Annotated in this window: 2 protein-coding genes; both read right to left on the bottom strand. The window is 66.0% G+C overall.

From position 1 onward, the window contains the following. Positions 1 to 64: 64 nt before the first annotated feature. Complete coding sequence (locus OIE13_RS09110; RefSeq protein WP_326829867.1) at positions 65 to 16,075, bottom strand: non-ribosomal peptide synthetase; 16,011 nt, start codon at positions 16,073 to 16,075, stop codon at positions 65 to 67. Between the two features lie 456 nt (positions 16,076 to 16,531). Then, positions 16,532 to 20,971, bottom strand: coding sequence for an amino acid adenylation domain-containing protein (locus tag OIE13_RS09105; protein ID WP_326829866.1), 4,440 nt, complete (start codon positions 20,969 to 20,971; stop codon positions 16,532 to 16,534). Between the last annotated feature and the right edge of the window lie 92 nt (positions 20,972 to 21,063).

Below are 21,063 nucleotides of genomic sequence, written 5' to 3'. Positions count from 1 at the left end.
ATCCGCTGTCGCGACAATGGTTTTGCCCCGCCACGGGATCAGCGCGTCAGGCACGATCGGCCTCCTATTCCTTCGGGATGATTTCCTTGGCGAGGACTCGGCTGATCTCAGCCAGCGGCTCGGGCTGCAGCATCTCATCGTGCCCGCAGTCGATTCGGTGGTTGTCGACGGTCTCCGCGAACGGCGTCCAATCGCCCGGGGTGTTTTCGCGGCCGGCCACGAAGTGCAACATCCGGCCTCCGACCCTGCCGGGCCGGTGAGCCAGGTTCAGCTCGACGTTCGCACGCCATGCGGCGACCACGTTCATCAACTGTTCCTCTGTCGCCAGCACCGCGAGGTTGTGCTCGTGCCTGAGGATCTCCAGTACCTCGGCCGCCGAAGGCCGCTGCGGCGCCGCATGCCCGAAGAGGGCAAGGATGGCTCGCAGCAGTTCGGTATCGCTGGTCAGCTCCACCTCGCCTGCCTCGGCCACCGGGTGGCTGTCCAGGCTGGCCAGCAACGCGACGGTCTGCCCTGCCTGCTGCAACTGCCGCGCCATCTCATGGGCGACCACACCGCCGAATGACCAGCCCAGCAGGTGGTAGGGCCCTTCGGGCTGGACGGTGCGGACCTGCTCGAGATAGTCGGCCGCCATCTGCTCGACACTTTCCGGTACCCGGTCCGGCTCCAGCATGCCCCGCGCCTGCAGGCCGTACACCGGGAAGTCCGGGCCGAGCTGCGCGGTCAGCGCGATATACGGCCAGGCGACGCAGCCCACCGGGTGCACGCAGAAAATCGGCGTATGATGCCCTGTCACCCGCAGTGGCAGCAACACCTCAAACGAGTTGACCGAGCCACTGACATCCGCGCGCCCGGCCAGGCCCGCCACCGTCGGCGTGTCAAACAGGTCCCGAATGGAAAGTTCAGCATCGACCGTGTTGCGGATCCTGCTGATCAGCTTGACGGCCTGTAGCGAATGGCCGCCCAGGTCGAAGAAGCTGTCGTCGATGCCCACGGTGTCGACGCCGAGTACCTCGGCGAACAGGGCACACAGAGCTTCTTCCCGCAGGTTGCGTGGCCCGCGCGGCACAGGCGCCGACATGGAGTCCGGAGCCGGTTCTGGTAGCGTTTCACGGTCCGACTTGCGGCGTTCGAGGAACTCCAACTGGCCGTCCGGCCGATACACCACCCGGTCACCGGTGCGATACAGCCGGCCCTGGCCGAACGGGCTGGCCACGAACACCGCCGCGGTGCGGGCCGAGTCGTTCAGGTATCCGCGGCCGACACCCACACCGCCCACATACAGCTCACCCGGCACCCCCACCGGAACCGGCTGCAGGTCATCACCGAGCACATAGAGCTGGGTGTTGCGGACAGGCCGACCGATCGGGGTACGCAGCCCCGCAACCTCACCGGGGTTACGGATCACCGCATGAGTGACATCATCGGAGCACTCGGTCGGGCCGTAGGCGTTCATCACCGGGACGGCCGGGTAACTCTGGAGCCAGCGGCGGCACAACTCCGCCGGCAACGCCTCCCCGGTGACCAGCAGCCACCGCAACCCCGGCTCAGCCACCGTCACTTTGGTATCCAGGGCGGCTCGCAGCAGGGAGGGCACCACCTCCAGCACCGTCACACCCGGAATGCCGAACAACCGTTGTGGATCCATCGCGGTCTCGCGGGAGACCACCCGCACCCGCGCGCCCACGATCAGGGCGGCCAGCATCTGCCACACCGAGATGTCGAACGTCAACGGCGCGTTCTGCACCACCACATCCGACGAATCCAGCCCGAGATCCTCCACCTTGGCCAGCAGATGGTTGACCATCCCGCGCCGGTGCACCATCGCCCCCTCGGGCCGGCCCGTCGACCCCGAGGTGTAGATCACGTAGGCCAGGTCGTCCTCGGCCCCCCGCACCGGGCCCAGGTCGCCGTCCGTCGCGTCGTCGAACACCAGCACCCGCACGCCACCGGCCCCGACGGCCTCGCGGGCCAGATCCAGATACTCCGGCGCCGCGATCAGCACCTCGATGCCGCTGTCGGCGATCAGATCCGCTATGCGGGCCACCGGCGCGGCCGGGTCGAAGGGCACATACGCCCCCCCGGCGCCGAGAGCGCCCAGCACCGCCGACACATACCGGACACCCGGATCGCCGAGCAATCCCACCAACGCGCCCCCCGGCAGCTTCTTGGCCACCGCGTTCGCCCGAGCGACCAACTCCCGATACGACACCGAACCCGCATCGTCCAAGACCGCGACACCATCCGGAGCAGCCACAGCCCGCTCACGAACCCGCTCCACCACACCCGCGAAACCACCCTCGACCGCCGACGAATTCCACTCCACCAACAACCGGCGACGCTCCTCCTGCCCGAGCACATCAATGGCGCTCAACGGCGCATCCACGCCAGATGCCATGCCGTTGAGAACGCGGACCAGTTGCTCCGACATCCGCTGAACCGTTGCACAGTCGAACAGGTCGGTGGCGTACGTGACGAGCACGCCGATGCTGCCATCATCGTGTTCGTCGAAGTCGAATTCGAGATCGAAGTCCGCGGCGGGCGCGTTGAGGGGCTCGACACCGGCGTCCAGGCCGGGCAGCTCGACCCGTGCGGCCGCGTTGTTCTGCAGCACCATCATCACCTGGAACAACGGCTGCCGCGACTGAGACCGAGCCGGATTGATCATCTCGACCAATCGCTCGAACGGGACATCCTGATGCGCGAACGCCGCCAGATCGGCATCCCGCACCCGGCCCAGCAACTCCCGCACCGTCGGATCACCGGACAAGTCGGTGCGCAACACCAGCGTGTTGACAAAGAACCCGACAAGATCATCGAGGGCGTCATCGGTCCGGCCCGCCACCGGGCTGCCCAGCGGGATGTCCGTGCCCGCACCCAGCTTGCTCAACAACACAGACAGCCCAGCCTGCAACACCATGAACAGGCTCGCCCCAGTCTCACGCCCGAGCTCAGCCAACCCCCGATACAACAGCGCATCCAACTCAAAAGTGACCGTCTCACTCCGATAGCTGGCGATCGCCGGACGCGGCCGATCGGCCGGCAGCGCGATCTCCTCGGGCAAGCCGTCGAGCGTCTTGGTCCAGAACCCCAGCTGCTCCGAAATCAGGCTCTGCTCGTCATCCTCACTCCCCAGCAGCTCCCGCTGCCACAACGCGTAATCCACATACTGCACCGGCAACGGCTTCCACTGCGGCACCATCCCCGAGCTGCGTGCTTCATAGGCCGCCGCGAAATCACGCGCCAGCGGCATCATGGACCAGCCGTCACCGGCGATGTGGTGCAACACGACAAGCAGCACATACTCAGACTGGCCGAGCACGTATAGCTCGGCCCGCACCGGCAACTCCGCAGTCAGGTCGAAACCGCCCGAGCAAGCGGCCGGGATCGCGGCCGGGAGTTCCGCCTCGGTGACCGACCTGACCACGAGTTTGGGGCTGTCGCTCCTGATGACCTGCACCGGCCGGCCGTCGACCTCCGGATACACCGTGCGCAGCACCTCGTGCCGCTCCACCACATCGGCCAGGGCAGCGGCCAAGGCATCCCGGTCCAGGCTGCCCCTCAGCCGGAGCAGCATCGGGATGTTGTAGGTCGCCGAGGCCCCTTCGAGCAGGTTGAGGAACCACAGCCGCCGCTGGCCGAACGACAACGGCAACTCGCCCGGCCGCGGCCCGGCCACCAGCACCGGCCGGCTCCGGCCCTCATCACCCATCCGCCCGACCAGACCCGCCACCGTCGGCGCGTCGAACACATCCCGCACCGACAACTCAACACCCAACGCGCCACGGATCCGGCTGATCAACCTCACCGCGAGCAGTGAATGCCCACCCAGATCGAAGAAGCTGTCATCGATGCCCACCGAGTCGACGTCGAGGACCTCGGCGAACACCGAACACAGGGCCTCCTCCCGCGGGTTGCGCGGGGCACGGCCCGAAGCCGGGGTCGTGAAGTCCGGCGCCGGCAACGCTTTGCGGTCCAGCTTGCCGTTCGAGGTCAGCGGTAGTGCGTCAAGGATCATGAACACCGCGGGGACCATGTAGTCCGGCAGCAGAGTGGCGACGTGTGCCTGGAGCGCGTCAGGCTCGACCTGGCCCACCACGTAGGCGACCAGATGCTGCTCACCGGCGGTGACGACCGCGTTCCGCACCCCGTCGGCCGACCGGATCGCGGTCTCGATCTCACCCAGCTCGATCCGATGCCCGCGGATCTTCACCTGGAAATCACGACGCTCCAGGAACTCCAACTGCCCATCCGGCCGATACACCACCCGGTCACCGGTCCGATACAACCGGCCCCCACCAAACGGGCTGGCCACGAACACCGCCGCAGTCCGGGCCGAGTCGTTCAGATACCCGCGGCCGACACCCACACCGCCCACATACAACTCACCCGGCACCCCCACCGGAACCGGCTGCAGATCATCACCCAGCACATACACCCGGGTGTTGCGAACAGGCCGACCGATCGGGGTACGCAACCCCGCAACCTCATCAAGGCTACGGATCACCGCACCCGTCACACCGTCGGAACACTCCGTCGGGGCATAAACGTTCATCACCGGGACAGCCGGGAAACGCTGAAGCCAGCGGCGGCACAGCTCCGCCGGCAGCGCCTCACCGGCCGACTCCAGCCACCGCAACCCCAGCTCGGGAACCGGGACACCCGCATCCCACACATCCAGAGCGGCCCGCAGCAGGGAGGGCACCACCTCCAGCACCGTCACACCCGCAATGCCGAACAACCGTTGCGGATCCATCGCGGTCTCGCGGGAGACCACCCGGACCTGCGCGCCCACGATCAGAGCGGCCAGCATCTGCCACACCGAGATGTCGAACGTCAACGGCGCGTTCTGCACCACCACATCCGACGAATCCAGCCCGAGATCCTCCACCTTGGCCAGCAGATGATTGACCATCCCCCGCCGGTGCACCATCACACCCTTGGGCCGGCCCGTCGACCCCGAGGTGAACATCACATACGCCAGATCATCCTCACCCCCCAGCGCCGGGGCCAGATCACCGTCCACCGCATCGTCGAACACCAGCACCCGCACGCCACCGGCCCCGACGGCCTCACGGGCCAAGTCCAGATACTCCGGCGCGACGATCAGCACCTCAACACCGCTGTCGGCGACCAGACCAACGGTCCGAGCTACCGGCGCCGACGGATCAAAGGGCACATACGCCCCCCCGGCGCCGAGAACGCCCAGCACCGCCGACACATACCGGACCCCCGGGTCGCCGAGCAATCCCACCAACGCACCCGCCGGCAACTTCTTGGCCACCGCGTTCGCCCGAGCGACCAACTCCCGATACGTCACCGACCCCGCATCATCGGTGACCGCGACACCATCCGGGGCAGCCACAGCCCGCTCACGAACCCGCTCCACCACACCCGCGAAACCACCCTCGACCGCAGGCGGATTCCACTCCACCAACAACCGGCGACGCTCCTCCTGCCCGAGCACATCGATCGCACTCAACGGCGCGTCCACGCCAGATGCCATGCCGTCGAGAACGCGGACCAGTTGCTCCGACATCCGCTGAACCGTCGCGCGGTCGAACAGGTCGGTGGCGTACGTGACCAGCACACCGACACCGCCATCACCGTGCTCGGTGAAATCGAAATTCAGGTCGAAGTCCGTAACCGAGGGGCGGAGCGGGTCGACGGTGGCGTCCAGGCCGGTCATCTTGACCTGTGCGGCCGCGTTGTTCTGCAGCACCATCATCACCTGGAACAACGGGTGCCGCGACCTGGTCCGGGCGGGGTTAAGTACGTCGACCAGCCGCTCGAACGGCACATCCTGATGCGCGAACGCCGCCAGATCGGCATCCCGCACCCGGCCCAGCAACTCCCGAACCGTCGGATCACCAGACAGATCCGCACGCAACACCAGCGTGTTGACGAAGAACCCGACAAGATCATCCAGGGCGTCATCGGTCCGACCGGCGACCGGGCTGCCCAGCGGGATGTCGGTGCCCGCCCCCAGCTTGCTCAACAACACCGACAGCCCAGCCCGCAACACCATGAACAGGCTCGCGTTGTTCTGCCTGGCCAGCACCTCCAGCCCGGACGTGAGTTCCGGAGTGAGCACGAACTCGAACGCGTCGCCCTGGTAGCTGGCAATCGCCGGACGCGGCCGATCGGCCGGCAGCGCGATCTCCTCCGGCAACCCCTCCAGCGTCCTGGTCCAGAACCCCAGCTGCTCCGAAATCAGGCTCTGCTCGTCATCCTCACTCCCCAGCAGCTCCCGCTGCCACAACGCGTAATCCACATACTGCACCGGCAACGGCTTCCACTGCGGCGCCATCCCCGAGCTGCGTGCTTCATAGGCCGCCGCGAAATCCCGCGCCAATGGCATCGCCGACCAGCCGTCACTGGCGATGTGGTGCAACACGACAAGCAGCACATACTCAGACTGGCCGAGCACGTATAGCTCGGCCCGCATCGGCAACTCCGCAGTCAGGTCAAAACCGCCCGAGCAAGCGGCCGGGAGTTCCGCCTCGGTGACCGACCTGACCACGAGTTCGGGCCGGTCACTCCTGATGACCTGCACCGGCCGGCCGTCGACCTCCGGATACACCGTGCGCAGCACCTCATGCCGCTCCACCACATCGGCCAGGGCAGCGGCCAATGCGTCCTGGTTCAGCTCACCGGTCAACCGCAAGGTCATCCGCAGGTTGTAGGTCGCCGAGGCCCCGTCGAGCAGGTTGAGGAACCACAGCCGCTGCTGGCCGAACGACAACGGCAACTCACCCGGCCGCGGCCCGGCCACCAGCACCGGCCGACTCCGGCCCTCATCACCCATCCGCCCGACCAGACCCGCCACCGTCGGCGCGTCGAACACATCCCGGACCGACAGCTCAACACCCAACGCGCCACGGATCCGGCTGATCAACCTCACCGCGAGCAGTGAATGCCCACCGAGATCGAAGAAGCTGTCATCGATGCTGACGGTGTCGACGCCGAGGACCTCGGCGAACACCGAACACATGGCCTCTTCCCGCGGGTTGCGCGGGGCACGGCCCGAAGCCGGGGTCGTGAAGTCCGGCGCCGGCAACGCTTTGCGGTCCAGCTTGCCGTTCGACGACAAGGGCAGCTCATCCAGCGTGACATAGACCGCAGGCAGCATGTATTCCGGCAGCAAACCGGTCAGATACTCCCTCAGCACAGCGGTATCCAGCGCCCCGGCCGCCGGTACCACGTAGGCGACCAGGTGCTGCTCGCCGGTGGTCACCACCGTGTTCCGCACCCCGTCGGCCGACCGGATCGCGGTCTCGATCTCACCGAGTTCGATCCGGTGTCCACGAATCTTCACCTGGAAGTCGCGGCGCTCCAGGAACTCCAACTGCCCATCCGGCCGATACACCACCCGGTCACCCGTCCGATACAACCGGCCCCCACCAAACGGGCTGGCCACGAACACCGCCGCAGTCCGGGCCGGGTCATTCAAATACCCACGACCGACACCCACACCGCCCACATACAGCTCACCCGGCACCCCCACCGGAACCGGCTGCAGGTCATCACCCAGCACATAAAGCTGGGTGTTGCGAACAGGCCGACCGATCGGGGTACGCAGCCCCGCAACCTCACCGGGGTTACGGATCACCGCATGAGTGACATCATCGGAGCACTCGGTCGGGCCGTAGGCGTTCATCACCGGGACGGCCGGGTAACTCTGGAGCCACCGGCGGCACAACTCCGCCGGCAACGCCTCCCCGGTGACCAGCAGCCACCGCAACCCCGGCTCAGCCACCGTCACTTTGGTATCCAGGGCGGCCCGCAGCAGGGAGGGCACCACCTCCAGCACCGTCACACCCGCAATGCCGAACAACCGTTGCGGATCCATCGCGGTCTCGCGGGAGACCACCCGGACCTGCGCGCCGACGATCAGGGCGGCCAGCATCTGCCACACCGAGATGTCGAACGTCACCGGCGCGTTCTGCACCACCACATCCGACGAGTCCAGCCCGAGATCCTCCACCTTGGCCAGCAGATGATTGACCATCCCGCGCCGGTGCACCATCGCCCCCTTGGGCCGGCCCGTCGACCCCGAGGTGAACATCACATACGCCAGGTCGTCCTCAACCCCCCGCACCGGGCCCAGGTCGCCGTCCGTCGCGTCGTCGAACACCAGCACCCGCACGCCAGTGGCGACCTCACGAGCCAGGTCCAGATACTCCGGTGCGACGATCAGCACCTCGATGCCGCTGTCGGCGATCAGATCCGCTATGCGGGCCACCGGCGCGCCCGGATCAAAGGGCACATACGCCCCCCCGGCGCCGAGCACGCCCAGCACCGCCGACACATACCGGACCCCCGGATCGCCCAGCAATCCCACCAACGCGCCCCCCGGCAACTTCTTGGCCACCGCGTTCGCCCGAGCGACCAACTCCCGATACGACACCGAACCCGCATCGTCCAAGACCGCGACACCATCCGGAGCAGCCACAGCCCGCTCACGAACCCGCTCCACCACACCCGCGAAACCACCCTCGACCGCAGGCGGATTCCACTCCACCAACAACCGGCGACGCTCCTCCTGCCCGAGCACATCGATCGCACTCAACGGCGCATCCACGCCAGATGCCATGCCGTTCAGCACCCGCTCCAGCCGGGCTGAAATCTCCTGAACGGTCGCGCGGTCGAACAGGTCGGTGGCATACGTGACAAGCACGCCGATGCTGCCATCATCGTGTTCGTCGAAGTCGAATTCGAGATCGAAGTCCGCGGCGGGCGCGGTGAGGGGCTCGACACCGGCGTCCAGGCCGGGCAGCTCGACCCGTGCGGCCGCGTTGTTCTGCAGCACCATCATCACCTGGAACAACGGCTGCCGCGACTGAGACCGAGCCGGATTGATCACCTCGACCAGCCGCTCGAACGGGACATCCTGATGCGCGAACGCCGCCAAATCGGCATCCCGCACCCGGCCCAGCAACTCCCGCACCGTCGGATCACCGGACAAGTCGGTGCGCAACACCAGCGTGTTGGCAAAGAACCCGACAAGATCATCGAGGGCGTCATCGGTCCGGCCCGCGAACGGGCTGCCCAGCGGGATGTCCGTGCCCGCACCCAGCTTGCTCAACAACACCGACAGCCCAGCCCGCAACACCATGAACAGGCTCGCGTTGTTCTGCCTGGCCAGCACCTCCAGCCCGGCCGTGAGTTCCGAGGTGAGCACGAACTCGAACGCGTCGCCCCGGTAGCTGGCGATCGCCGGACGCGGCCGATCGGTCGGCAGCGCGATCTCCTCGGGCAAGCCGTCGAGCGTCTTGGTCCAGAACCCCAGCTGCTCCGAAATCAGGCTCTGCTCGTCATCCTCACTCCCCAGCAGCTCCCGCTGCCACAACGCGTAATCCACATACTGCACCGGTAACGGCTTCCACCCCGGCACCATCCCCGAACAGCGTGCTTCATAGGCCGTAGCGAAATCACGCGCCAGCGGCATCATGGACCAGCCGTCACTGGCGATGTGGTGCAACACGACAAGCAGCACATACTCAGACTGGCCGAGCACGTATAGCTCGGCCCGCACCGGCAACTCCGCAGTCAGGTCGAAACCGCCCGAGCAAGCGGCCGGGATCGCGGCCGGGAGTTCCGCCTCGGTGACCGACCTGACCACGAGTTCGGGCCGGTCGCTCCTGATGACCTGCACCGGCCGGCCGTCGACCTCCGGATACACCGTGCGCAGCACCTCGTGCCGCTCCACCACATCGGCCAGGGCAGCGGCCAAGGCATCCCGGTCCAGGCTGCCCCTCAGCCGGAGCAACATCGGAACGTTGTAGGTCGCCGAGGCCCCTTCGAGCACGTTAAGGAACCACAACCGCCGCTGGCCGAACGACAACGGCAACTCACCCGGCCGCGGCCCGGCCACCAGCACCGGCCGGCTCCGACCCTCATCACCCATCCGCCCGACCAGACCCGCCACCGTCGGCGCGTCGAACACATCCCGCACCGACAGCTCAACACCCAACGCGCCACGGACCCGGCTGATCAACCTCACCGCGAGCAGTGAATGCCCACCCAGATCGAAGAAGCTGTCATCGATGCCCACCGAGTCGACGCCGAGTACCTCGGCGAACACCGAACACATGACCTCTTCCCACGGGTTCCGCGGGCCACGGCCCGAAGCCGGGGTCGTGAAGTCCGGCGCCGGCAACGCTTTGCGGTCCAGCTTGCCGTTCGACGACAAGGGCAGCTCATCCAGCGTGACATAGACCGCAGGCAGCATGTATTCCGGCAGCAAACCGGTCAGATACTCCCTCAACACAGCAGTATCCAACGGCCCGGCCGCCGGTACCACGTAGGCGACCAGGTGCTGCTCGCCGGTGGTCACCACCGTGTTCCGCACCCCGTCGGCCGACCGGATCGCGGTCTCGATCTCACCGAGCTCGATCCGGTGCCCACGAATCTTCACCTGGAAATCACGGCGCTCCAGGAACTCCAACTGCCCATCCGGCCGATACACCACCCGGTCACCGGTCCGATACAACCGGCCCCCACCAAACGGGCTGGCCACGAACACCGCCGCAGTCCGGGCCGAGTCGTTCAGATACCCGCGGCCGACACCCACACCGCCCACATACAACTCACCCGGCACCCCCACCGGAACCGGCTGCAGATCATCACCCAGCACATAGACCTGGGTGTTGCGAACAGGCCGACCGATCGGGGTACGCAACCCCGCAACCTCATCAAGGCTACGGATCACCGCACCCGTCACACCGTCGGAACACTCGGTCGGGGCATAAACGTTCATCACCGGCACAGCCGGGTAACGCTGAAGCCAGCGGCGGCACAGCTCCGCCGGCAGCGCCTCCCCGGCTGACTCCAGCCACCGCAACCCCAGCTCGGGAACCGGGACACCCGCATCCCACACATCCAGAGCAGCCCGCAGCAGAGAGGGCACCACCTCCAGCACCGTCACACCCGAGATGCCGAACAGCTGTTGCGGGTTCATGGCGGTCTCCCGGGAGACCACCCGCACCTGCGCGCCCACGATCAGAGCGGCCAGCATCTGCCACACCGAGATGTCGAACGTCAACGGCGCGTTCTGCACCACCACATCCGACGAATCCAGCCCGAGATCCTCCACCTTGGCCAGCAGATGATTGACCATCCCGCGCCGGTGCACCATCGCCCCCTTGGGCCGGCCCGTCGACCCCGACGTGAACATCACATACGCCAGGTCGTCCCCAACCCCCCGCACCGGGGCCAGATCGCCGTCCGTCGCGTCGTCGAACACCAGCACCCGCACACCACCGGCCCCGACGGCCTCGCGGGCCAGATCCAGATACTCCGGTGCGGCGATCAGCACCCCGATGCCGCTGTCGGCGACCAGACCCGCGGTGCGGGCCACCGGCACGCCCGGATCGAAGGGCACATACGCCCCCCCGGCGCCGAGCACGCCCAGCACCGCCGACACATACCGGACCCCCGGATCGCCCAGCAACCCCACCAACGCACCCGCCGGCAACCTCTTGGCCACCGCGTTCGCCCGACCCACCAGCTCCCGATACGACACCGAGCCGGAATCATCGGTGACCGCGACATGATCCGGAGCAGCCACAGCCCGCTCACGAACCCGCTCCACCACACCCGCGAAACCACCCTCGACCGCAGGCGGATTCCACTCCACCAACAACCGGCGACGCTCCTCCTGCCCGAGCACATCGATCGCACTCAACGCCGCATCCACGCCAGATGCCATGCCGTCGAGAACGCGGACCAGTTGCTCCGACATCCGCTGAACCGTCGCGCGGTCGAACAGGTCGGTGGCATACGTGACCAGCACACCGACACTGCCATCACCGTGCTCGGTGAATTCGACGAACAAGTCGTCGTCAATGGCCGGGCTGATGAGCGGTTCGGTGCTCACCTCCAGGCCGGCCAGTTCGATCCGTGCGGCCGCGTTGTTCTGCAGCGCCATCATCACCTGGAACAACGGGTGCCGCGACCTGGACCGGGCCGGGTTGAGCACATCGACCAGCCGCTCGAACGGCACATCCTGATGCGCGAACGCCGCCAGATCGGCATCCCGCACCCGGCCCAGCAACTCCCGCACCGTCGGATCACCGGACAAGTCGGTACGCAACACCAGCGTGTTGACAAAGAACCCGACAAGATCATCGAGGGCGTCATCGGTCCGGCCCGCCACCGGGCTGCCCAGCGGGACGTCCGTGCCCGCACCCAGCTTGCTCAACAACACAGACAACCCGGCCTGCAACACCATGAACAGGCTCGCGTTGTTCTGCCTGGCCAACACGCCCAGCCCGGCCGTGAGTTCCGGAGCGAGCACGAACTCAAACGCGTCACCCCGGTAGCTGGCGATCGCCGGACGCGGCCGATCGGCCGGCAGCGCGATCTCCTCCGGCAACCCCTCCAGCGCCCTGGTCCAGAACCCCAGCTGCTCCGAAATCAGGCTCCGCTCGTCATCCTCACTCCCCAGCAGCTCCCGCTGCCACAACGCGTAATCCACATACTGCACCGGCAACGGCTTCCACCCCGGCACCATCCCCGAACAGCGTGCCTCATACGCCGCAGCGAAATCACGCGCCAGCGGCATCGCCGACCAGCCGTCACCGGCGATGTGATGGATCACCAACAGCAACACGGACTCGGTCGGACCGAGGATGAACAGCTGAGAACGGATCGGCAACTCGCCGATGAGATCGAACCCGGCCGAACACGCGGCCTGGATCGCGCCCGGCAACTCCGCCTCGATCACCTCGCTGATCACCAGCTCAGGCCCCTGGCCCTTGATCTCTTGCACCGGCCGGCCGTCGACCTCCGGATACACCGTGCGCAGCACCTCATGCCGCTCCACCACATCGGCCAGGGCAGCGGCCAATGCGTCCCGGTCCAGCTCACCGGTCAACCGCAAGGCCACCGGAATGGTGTAGGTCGCCGAGGCCCCTTCGAGCACGTTGAGGAACCACAACCGCCGCTGGCCGAACGACAACGGCAACTCACCCGGCCGCGGCCCGGCCACCAGCACCGGCCGACTCCGGCCCTCATCACCCATCCGCCCGGCCAGACCCGCCACCGTCGGCGCGTCGAACACATCCCGGACCGACAGCTCAACACCCAACGCGCCACGGACCCGGCTGATCAGCCTCACCGCGAGCAGTGAATGCCCACCGAGATCGAAGAAGCTGTCGTCAATACCCACCGAGTCCACATCGAGGACCTCGGCGAACAAGGCACACAACACTTCCTCACGCGGATCACGCGGCCCACGCCCCTCAGCGGTGGCCGTGAAGTCCGGCTCCGGCAACGCTTTACGGTCCAGCTTGCCGTTCGAGGTCAGCGGTAGTGCGTCAAGGATCATGACCACCGCGGGGACCATGTAGTCCGGCAACAGGGCGGCGACATGTGCCTGGAGTGCGCCGGGCTCGACCTGGCCCACCACATAGGCGACCAGGCGCTGCCGATCGGCGGTGACCACCGTGTTCCGCACCCCGTCGGCCGACCGGATCGCGGTCTCGATCTCACCGAGTTCGATCCGGTGTCCACGAATCTTCACCTGGAAGTCGCGGCGCTCCAGGAACTCCAACTGCCCATCCGGCCGATACACCACCCGGTCACCCGTCCGATACAACCGGCCCCCACCAAACGGGCTGGCCACGAACACCGCCGCAGTCCGGGCCGGGTCATTCAAATACCCACGACCGACACCCACACCGCCCACATACAGCTCACCCGGCACCCCCACCGGAACCGGCTGCAGGTCATCACCCAGCACATAAAGCTGGGTGTTGCGAACAGGCCGACCGATCGGGGTACGCAGCCCCGCAACCTCACCGGGGTTACGGATCACCGCATGAGTGACATCATCGGAGCACTCGGTCGGGCCGTAGGCGTTCATCACCGGGACGGCCGGGTAACTCTGGAGCCACCGGCGGCACAACTCCGCCGGCAACGCCTCCCCGGTGACCAGCAGCCACCGCAACCCCGGCTCAGCCACCGTCACTTTGGTATCCAGGGCGGCCCGCAGCAGGGAGGGCACCACCTCCAGCACCGTCACACCCGCAATGCCGAACAACCGTTGCGGATCCATCGCGCTCTCCCGGGAGACCACCCGCACCCGCGCGCCCACGATCAGGGCGGCCAGCATCTGCCACACCGAGATGTCGAACGTCAACGGCGCGTTCTGCACCACCACATCCGACGAGTCCAGCCCGAGATCCTCCACCTTGGCCAGCAGATGATTGACCATCCCGCGCCGGTGCACCATCGCCCCCTTGGGCCGGCCCGTCGACCCCGAGGTGAACATCACATACGCCAGGTCGTCCTCAACCCCCCGCACCGGGCCCAGGTCGCCGTCCACCGCGTCGTCGAACACCAGCACCCGCACGCCAGTGGCGACCTCACGAGCCAGGTCCAGATACTCCGGTGCGACGATCAGCACCTCGATGCCGCTGTCGGCGATCAGATCCGCTATGCGGGCCACCGGCGCGGCCGGATCAAAGGGAACATACGCCCCCCCGGCGCCGAGCACGCCCAGCACCGCCGACACATACCGGACACCCGGATCGCCGAGCAATCCCACCAACACACCCGCCGGCAACTTCTTGGCCACCGCGTTCGCCCGAGCGACCAACTCCCGATACGACACCGAACCCGCATCGTCCAAGACCGCGACACCATCCGGAGCAGCCACAGCCCGCTCACGAACCCGCTCCACCACACCCGCGAAACCACCCTCGACCGCCGACGAATTCCACTCCACCAACAACCGGCGACGCTCCTCCTGCCCGAGCACATCAATGGTGCTCAGCAGCTGGTCCGCGGGCGCGGTGGTAAAGGTGTCAAGAAACGCGGTGAAACGCGCGAGATGCGCCTCCACATCCGCCACGTCATACAGGTCGGTGTTCGCATTCATCTCTACGCGCAGGCCGCCGTCCTCACTGTCGTGCATAAGAATCGTGAGATCGTCGCTGGGCGCGGTTGTCAGGTCGAACACCTTCACCGTCGCGGTGCCGAAGCTCATCCGGCCGAAGATATTCGCCACGTTAACCTCGGGACCAACCGGACGACGGTCCTCGGGTGAAAGTCCCATCATCTGCCGGATCTCCCGGGTGCGGAAACGCTGATGACGCACAACGAGACCCACCTCCCGCGACGCGTGCGCCAGCACATCACCCCGGCCCATCCCCGGCCGAACAGCCAACACCAACGGCACCAAATTCGCACGCATGCCAGGCGTCGCCTTGGTGACAGCCGACGTACGCGCGGTCACCGGCAACGACAACACCACATCACCAACCCCGGTAACCCGCTGCACATAACACGCCGTCGCCGCGATCAGATACGTCGGCCACGCGACACGATGCCCCCACGCCACCGCCCGCATCCGCTCCGCAACCCCCACCCCCAAAGTCACACCACGACGCACGAAGGTACGCACCGCGGTGATCGGCCGGCTCGACATGCTCGTCAACTCCACCGGCCCCGCGAACCTCCCCGCCCAGAACCCGCGATCCTTCTCGAACCGCGCCGATTCCCGGTAGGCCAGCTCCTCCTCGATCAAACCCGCCAACGGCGGAAACACACCATCCCCGTACGACCGGCCCTCCTGAACCGCGGTATAAATCCCCGCCACACGAGCGACAAACAAAGCCTCACTAAAACCATCCCACAACAAATGATGAGCACGCTGATACAACACCGCACGATCCGGGCCAACCCTCAGCAACGCGAACCGGAACAACACCGGCGCATCCAATGCCACCACAGTCCCGGCATCAGCCCGCATCCACCCCAGCGCCGCCCCATCAGGATCAACCTCGCCCGTGAAATCAACGACCGAGAACTCCCAATCCTCACAAGGAACCACCGTCTGCCGCACTTCATCACCAACAATGCCGAACCGGACCCGCAGGCACTCCGCCTCCCCCACGGCCACCCGCACAGCCCGCTCCAACAGCGCTACATCAAGATCACCCTCAATAACGTAATACTCCGCGATATTCCAGATCGGATTATCAGGATCAAGCTGCTGGGCAAACCAAACCTCCAGCTGAGCAGCCGACAACGGCAAACTACAACCTGAACCCCGCAGCTCATTCATCTTCCACAAGCTCCTCGACACGCTGGGACTCATCGAACTGAACCCGCCGCTCGCCGGCACCAAGACCAGGATCATGCGTCGACCGGGCAGGACTATCCGTATCGCCTTGACCGTGCATCCTGTACGCCGCATCTACCAGATCGACTACCCGTCTCTCCCTTCCATCCAGCCGGCGCCGCCTCACCGGACATAGGCGACTCCCATCGCCATAAAACGGCCCTCAACTGAGACTCGCTCACCATATCCAGCCCTTTCTAAGGCAATCACTAGTAAACACACCGGATTAGTTCACCGGAACCCGGATCATGTTCATATGATGTTCACTATGTTCATTCGACAGGGCGGCATGTGCTTATTACGGCGGGAAATGAGCCACGAAGGCTAGCGGCTTCCTTTAATTCTTGGCACCGGTCAACCTCGGGCCGCCCTTGACGGGCCGGGAAAACCAGTTCTCCGCTACCTCGCCGCCGGAGTGGGCCGGCCGAGCATATCGATCGCGCTCAGCGGGGCGTCCACATCAGACACCATGCCGCTCAACACCCGTTCCAGCCCGGCCGAAATCCGCTGAATCGTCAAGCGGTCGAACAGATCAGTGGCGTACGTGACCAGCACACTGATACCGCCGTCGTCGTGTTCGGTGAAATCAAAATACAAGTCGTCGTCAGCGGTCGGAGCGATGAGCGGTTTGGCGCTCACGTCCAGGCCGGCCAGTTCGATCTGTGCGGCCGCGTTGTTCTGCAGCACCATCACGACCTGGAACAACGGGTGCCGCGACCTGGACCGGGCGGGCTTGAGTACGTCGACCAATCGCTCGAACGGCACATCCTGATGCGCGAACGCCGCCAAATCGGCATCCCGCACCCGGCCCAGCAACTCCCGCACCGTCGGATCACCGGACAGATCCGCACGCAACACCAACGTGTTGACAAAGAACCCGACAAGATCATCGAGAACGTCATCGGTCCGGCCGGCGACCGGGCTGCCCAGCGGGACGTCCGTGCCCGCACCCAGCTTGCTCAACAACACAGACAACCCGGCCTGCAACACCATGAACAGGCTCGCGTTGTTCTCCCTGGCCAACACGCCCAGCCCGGCCGTGAGTTCCGGAGCGAGCACGAACTCAAACGCGTCACCCCGGTAGCTGGCGATCGCCGGACGCGGCCGATCGGCCGGCAGCGCGATCTCCTCCGGCAACCCCTTCAGCGCCTTGGTCCAGAACCCCAGCTGCTCCGAAATCAGGCTCTGCTCGTCATCCTCACTCCCCAGCAGCTCCCGCTGCCACAACGCGTAATCCACATACTGCACCGGCAACGGCTTCCACCCCGGCACCAGCCCCGAACAGCGTGCTTCATACGCCGCGGCGAAATCACGCGCCAACGGCATCATCGACCAGCCGTCACCGGCGATGTGATGCAACACCAACAGCAACACAGACTCGGTCGGTCCCAGGACGAACAGCTGACACCGGATCGGCAACTCAACAGTGAGATCAAAACCTGTCGAACACACGGCCTGGATCGCGCCCGGCAACTCAGCCTCAGTCACCGCTCTGACCACCAGCTCAGGCCCCTGATCCCTGATCTCTTGCACTAGCCGGCCGTCAACCTCCGGATACACCGTCCGCAGCACCTCATGCCGCCCCACCACATCCGCCAAGGCCTGCCCCAACGCATCCCGGTCCAGCTCACCGGTCAACCGCAAAACCAACGGCATGGTGTAGGCCGCAGACTCCCCGTCGAGCAGGTTGAGGAACCACAGCCGCTGCTGGCCGAACGACAACGGCAACTCGCCCGGCCGCGGTCCGGCCACCAGCACCGGCCGGCTCCGACCCTCATCACCCATCCGTCCGACCAGACCCGCCACCGTCGGCGCGTCGAACACATCCCGCACCGACAGCTCAACACCCAACGCGCCACGGACCCGGCTGATCAACCTCACCGCGAGCAGTGAATGCCCACCCAGATCGAAGAAGCTGTCGTCAATACCCACCGAGTCCACATCGAGGACCTCGGCGAACAAGGCACACAACACTTCCTCACGCGGATCACGCGGCCCACGCCCCTCAGCGGTGGCCGTGAAGTCCGGCTCCCGCAACGCTTTACGGTCCAGCTTGCCATTCGAGGTCAGCGGTAGTGCGTCAAGGATCATGACCACCGCGGGGACCATGTAGTCCGGCAACAGGGCGGCGACATGCGCCTGGACCGCGCCAGGCTCGACCTGGCCCACCACATAGGCGACCAGGCGCTGCCGGTTGGCAGTGACGACCGCGTTCCGCACCCCGTCGGCCGACCGGATCGCGGTCTCGATCTCACCGAGCTCGATCCGGTGCCCGCGGATCTTCACCTGGAAGTCGCGGCGCTCCAGGAACTCCAACCGCCCATCCGGCCGATACACCACCCGGTCACCGGTCCGATACAACCGGCCCCCACCGAACGGGCTGGCCACGAACACCGCCGCAGTCCGGGCCGGGTCATTCAAATACCCACGACCGACACCCACACCGCCCACATACAACTCACCCGGCACCCCCACCGGAACCGGCTGCAAATCATCACCCAACACATAAACCCGGGTATTACGGATAGGCCGACCAATCGGCACCCGCAACCCCGTAGCGTCATCGGGGTTGCGGATCACCGCACCCGTCACACCATCAGAACACTCCGTCGGGGCATACACATTCACCACCGGAATCCGAGGGAATCGTTGCAGCCAACGCCGACACAACTCCGCCGGCAATGCCTCACCAGCCGACTCCAACCACCGCAATCTCAACCCCGGCACCGCGGCACCGGCATCCCACGCATCCAGAGCAGCGCGCAGCACAGACGGCACCACCTCCAGCACCGTCACACCCGGAATACCAAACAACCGTTCCGGGTTCATCGCAGTCTCCCGCGACACCACCCGCACCCGCGCACCCACGATCAGACCGGCCAGCATCTGCCACACCGAGATGTCGAACGTCACCGGCGCGTTCTGCACCACCACATCCGACGCCCCCAACCCCAAATCCTCCACCTTGGCCAACAAATGGTTGACCATCCCACGCCGAGACACCATCACACCCTTGGGCCGACCCGTCGACCCCGACGTGAACATCACATACGCCAGGTCGTCCTCAACCCCCCGCACCGGGCCCAGATCACCGTCCACCGCATCGTCGAACACCAGCACCCGCACGCCACCGGCCCCGACGGCCTCGCGGGCCAAGTCCAGATACTCCGGCGCGACGATCAACACCTCAACACCGCTGTCGGCGACCAGACCCGCTATGCGGGCCACCGGCGCGGCCGGATCAAAGGGCACATACGCCCCCCCGGCGCCGAGCACGCCCAGCACCGCCGACACATACCGGACACCCGGATCGCCCAGCAACCCCACCAACACACCCGCCGGCAACTTCTTCGCCACCGCGTTCGCCCGAGCGACCAACTCCCGATACGACACCGAACCCGCATCGTCCAAGACCGCGACACAGTCCGGAACCGCAACAGCCCACTCACGAACCCGCTCCACCACACCCGCGAAACCACCCTCGACCGCCGACGAATTCCACTCCACCAACAACCGGCGACGCTCCTGCGGCCCGAGCACATCGATCGCACTCAACGGCTGGTCCGCGGGCGCAGCGGTAAAGGTGTCCAGGAATGCAGTGAAACGCGCGAGATGCGCCTCCACATCCGCCACGTCATACAGGTCGGTGTTCGCGTCCATCTCTACGCGCAGGCCGCCGTCCTCACTGTCACGCACCATGATCGTGAGATCGTCGCTGGGCGGGGTTGTCAGGTTCAACGCCTTCACCGTCGCGGTGCCGAAGCTCATCTGGCCGAAGATATTCGCCACGTTAAGCTCAGGGCCGATCCGGTGGCGGCCCAGTCCCATCATCTGCCGGATCTCCCGGGTGCGGAAACGCTGATGACGCACAACGAGACCCACCTCCCGCGACGCGTGCGCCAGCACATCACCCCGGCCCATCCCCGGCCGAACAGCCAACACCAACGGCACCAAATTCGCACGCATACCAGGAGTCGCCTTGGCGACAGCCGACGTACGCGCGGTCACCGGCAACGACAACACCACATCACGAACCCCGGTAACCCGCTGCACATAACACGCCGTCGCCGCGATCAGATACGTCGGCCACGCGACACGATGCCCCCACGCCACCGCCCGCATCCGCTCCGCAACCCCCACCCCCAAAGTCACACCACGACGCACGAAGGTGCGCACCGCGGTGATCGGCCGGCTCGACATGCTCGTCAACTCCACCGGCCCCGCGAACCTCCCCGCCCAAAACCCGCGATCCTTCTCGAACCGCGCCGATTCCCGGTAGGCCAGCTCCTCCTCGATCAAACCCGCCAACGGCGGAAACACACCATCCCCGTACGACCGGCCCTCCTGAACCGCGGTATAAATCCCCGCCACACGAGCGACAAACAAAGCCTCACTAAAACCATCCCACAACAAATGATGAGCACGCTGATACAACACCGCACGATCCGGGCCAACCCTCAACAACGCGAACCGGAACAACACCGGCGCATCCAATGCCACCACAGTCCCGGCATCAGCCCGCATCCACCCCAGCGCCGCCCCATCAGGATCAACCTCGCCCGTGAAATCAACGACCGAGAACTCCCAATCCTCACAAGGAACCACCGTCTGCCGCACTTCATCACCAACAATGCCGAACCGGACCCGCAGGCACTCCGCCTCCCCCACGGCCACCCGCACAGCCCGCTCCAACAGCGCTACATCAAGCTCACCCTCAATAACGTAATACTCCGCGATATTCCAGATCGGATTATCAGGATCAAGCTGCTGGGCAAACCAAACCTCCAGCTGAGCAGCCGACAACGGCAAACTACAACCTGACCCCTGCAGCTCATTCATCTTCCACAAACTCCTCGACACGCGTACTGAGGCGATCATAAATATTGAGATTTTCCGGAGGTCCAGGTGGTCCGCCTGCCACTCCAGCAGGG

It is taken from the genome of Streptosporangium sp. NBC_01810 (genome assembly GCF_035917355.1).
Taxonomy (GTDB): Bacteria; Actinomycetota; Actinomycetes; order Streptosporangiales; family Streptosporangiaceae; genus Streptosporangium.
Note: the sequence above shows the minus strand (reverse complement) of the source record. Positions and strands in the feature narration are given on the sequence as shown.

What these genes read in the sequence shown, in the direction of transcription:
- OIE13_RS09110 (WP_326829867.1), bottom strand. Translation starts at nt 16,075, where the DNA reads ATGAATGAGCTGCGGGGTTCAGGTTGTAGTTTGCCGTTGTCGGCTGCT.
- OIE13_RS09105 (WP_326829866.1), bottom strand. Translation starts at nt 20,971, where the DNA reads ATGAATGAGCTGCAGGGGTCAGGTTGTAGTTTGCCGTTGTCGGCTGCT.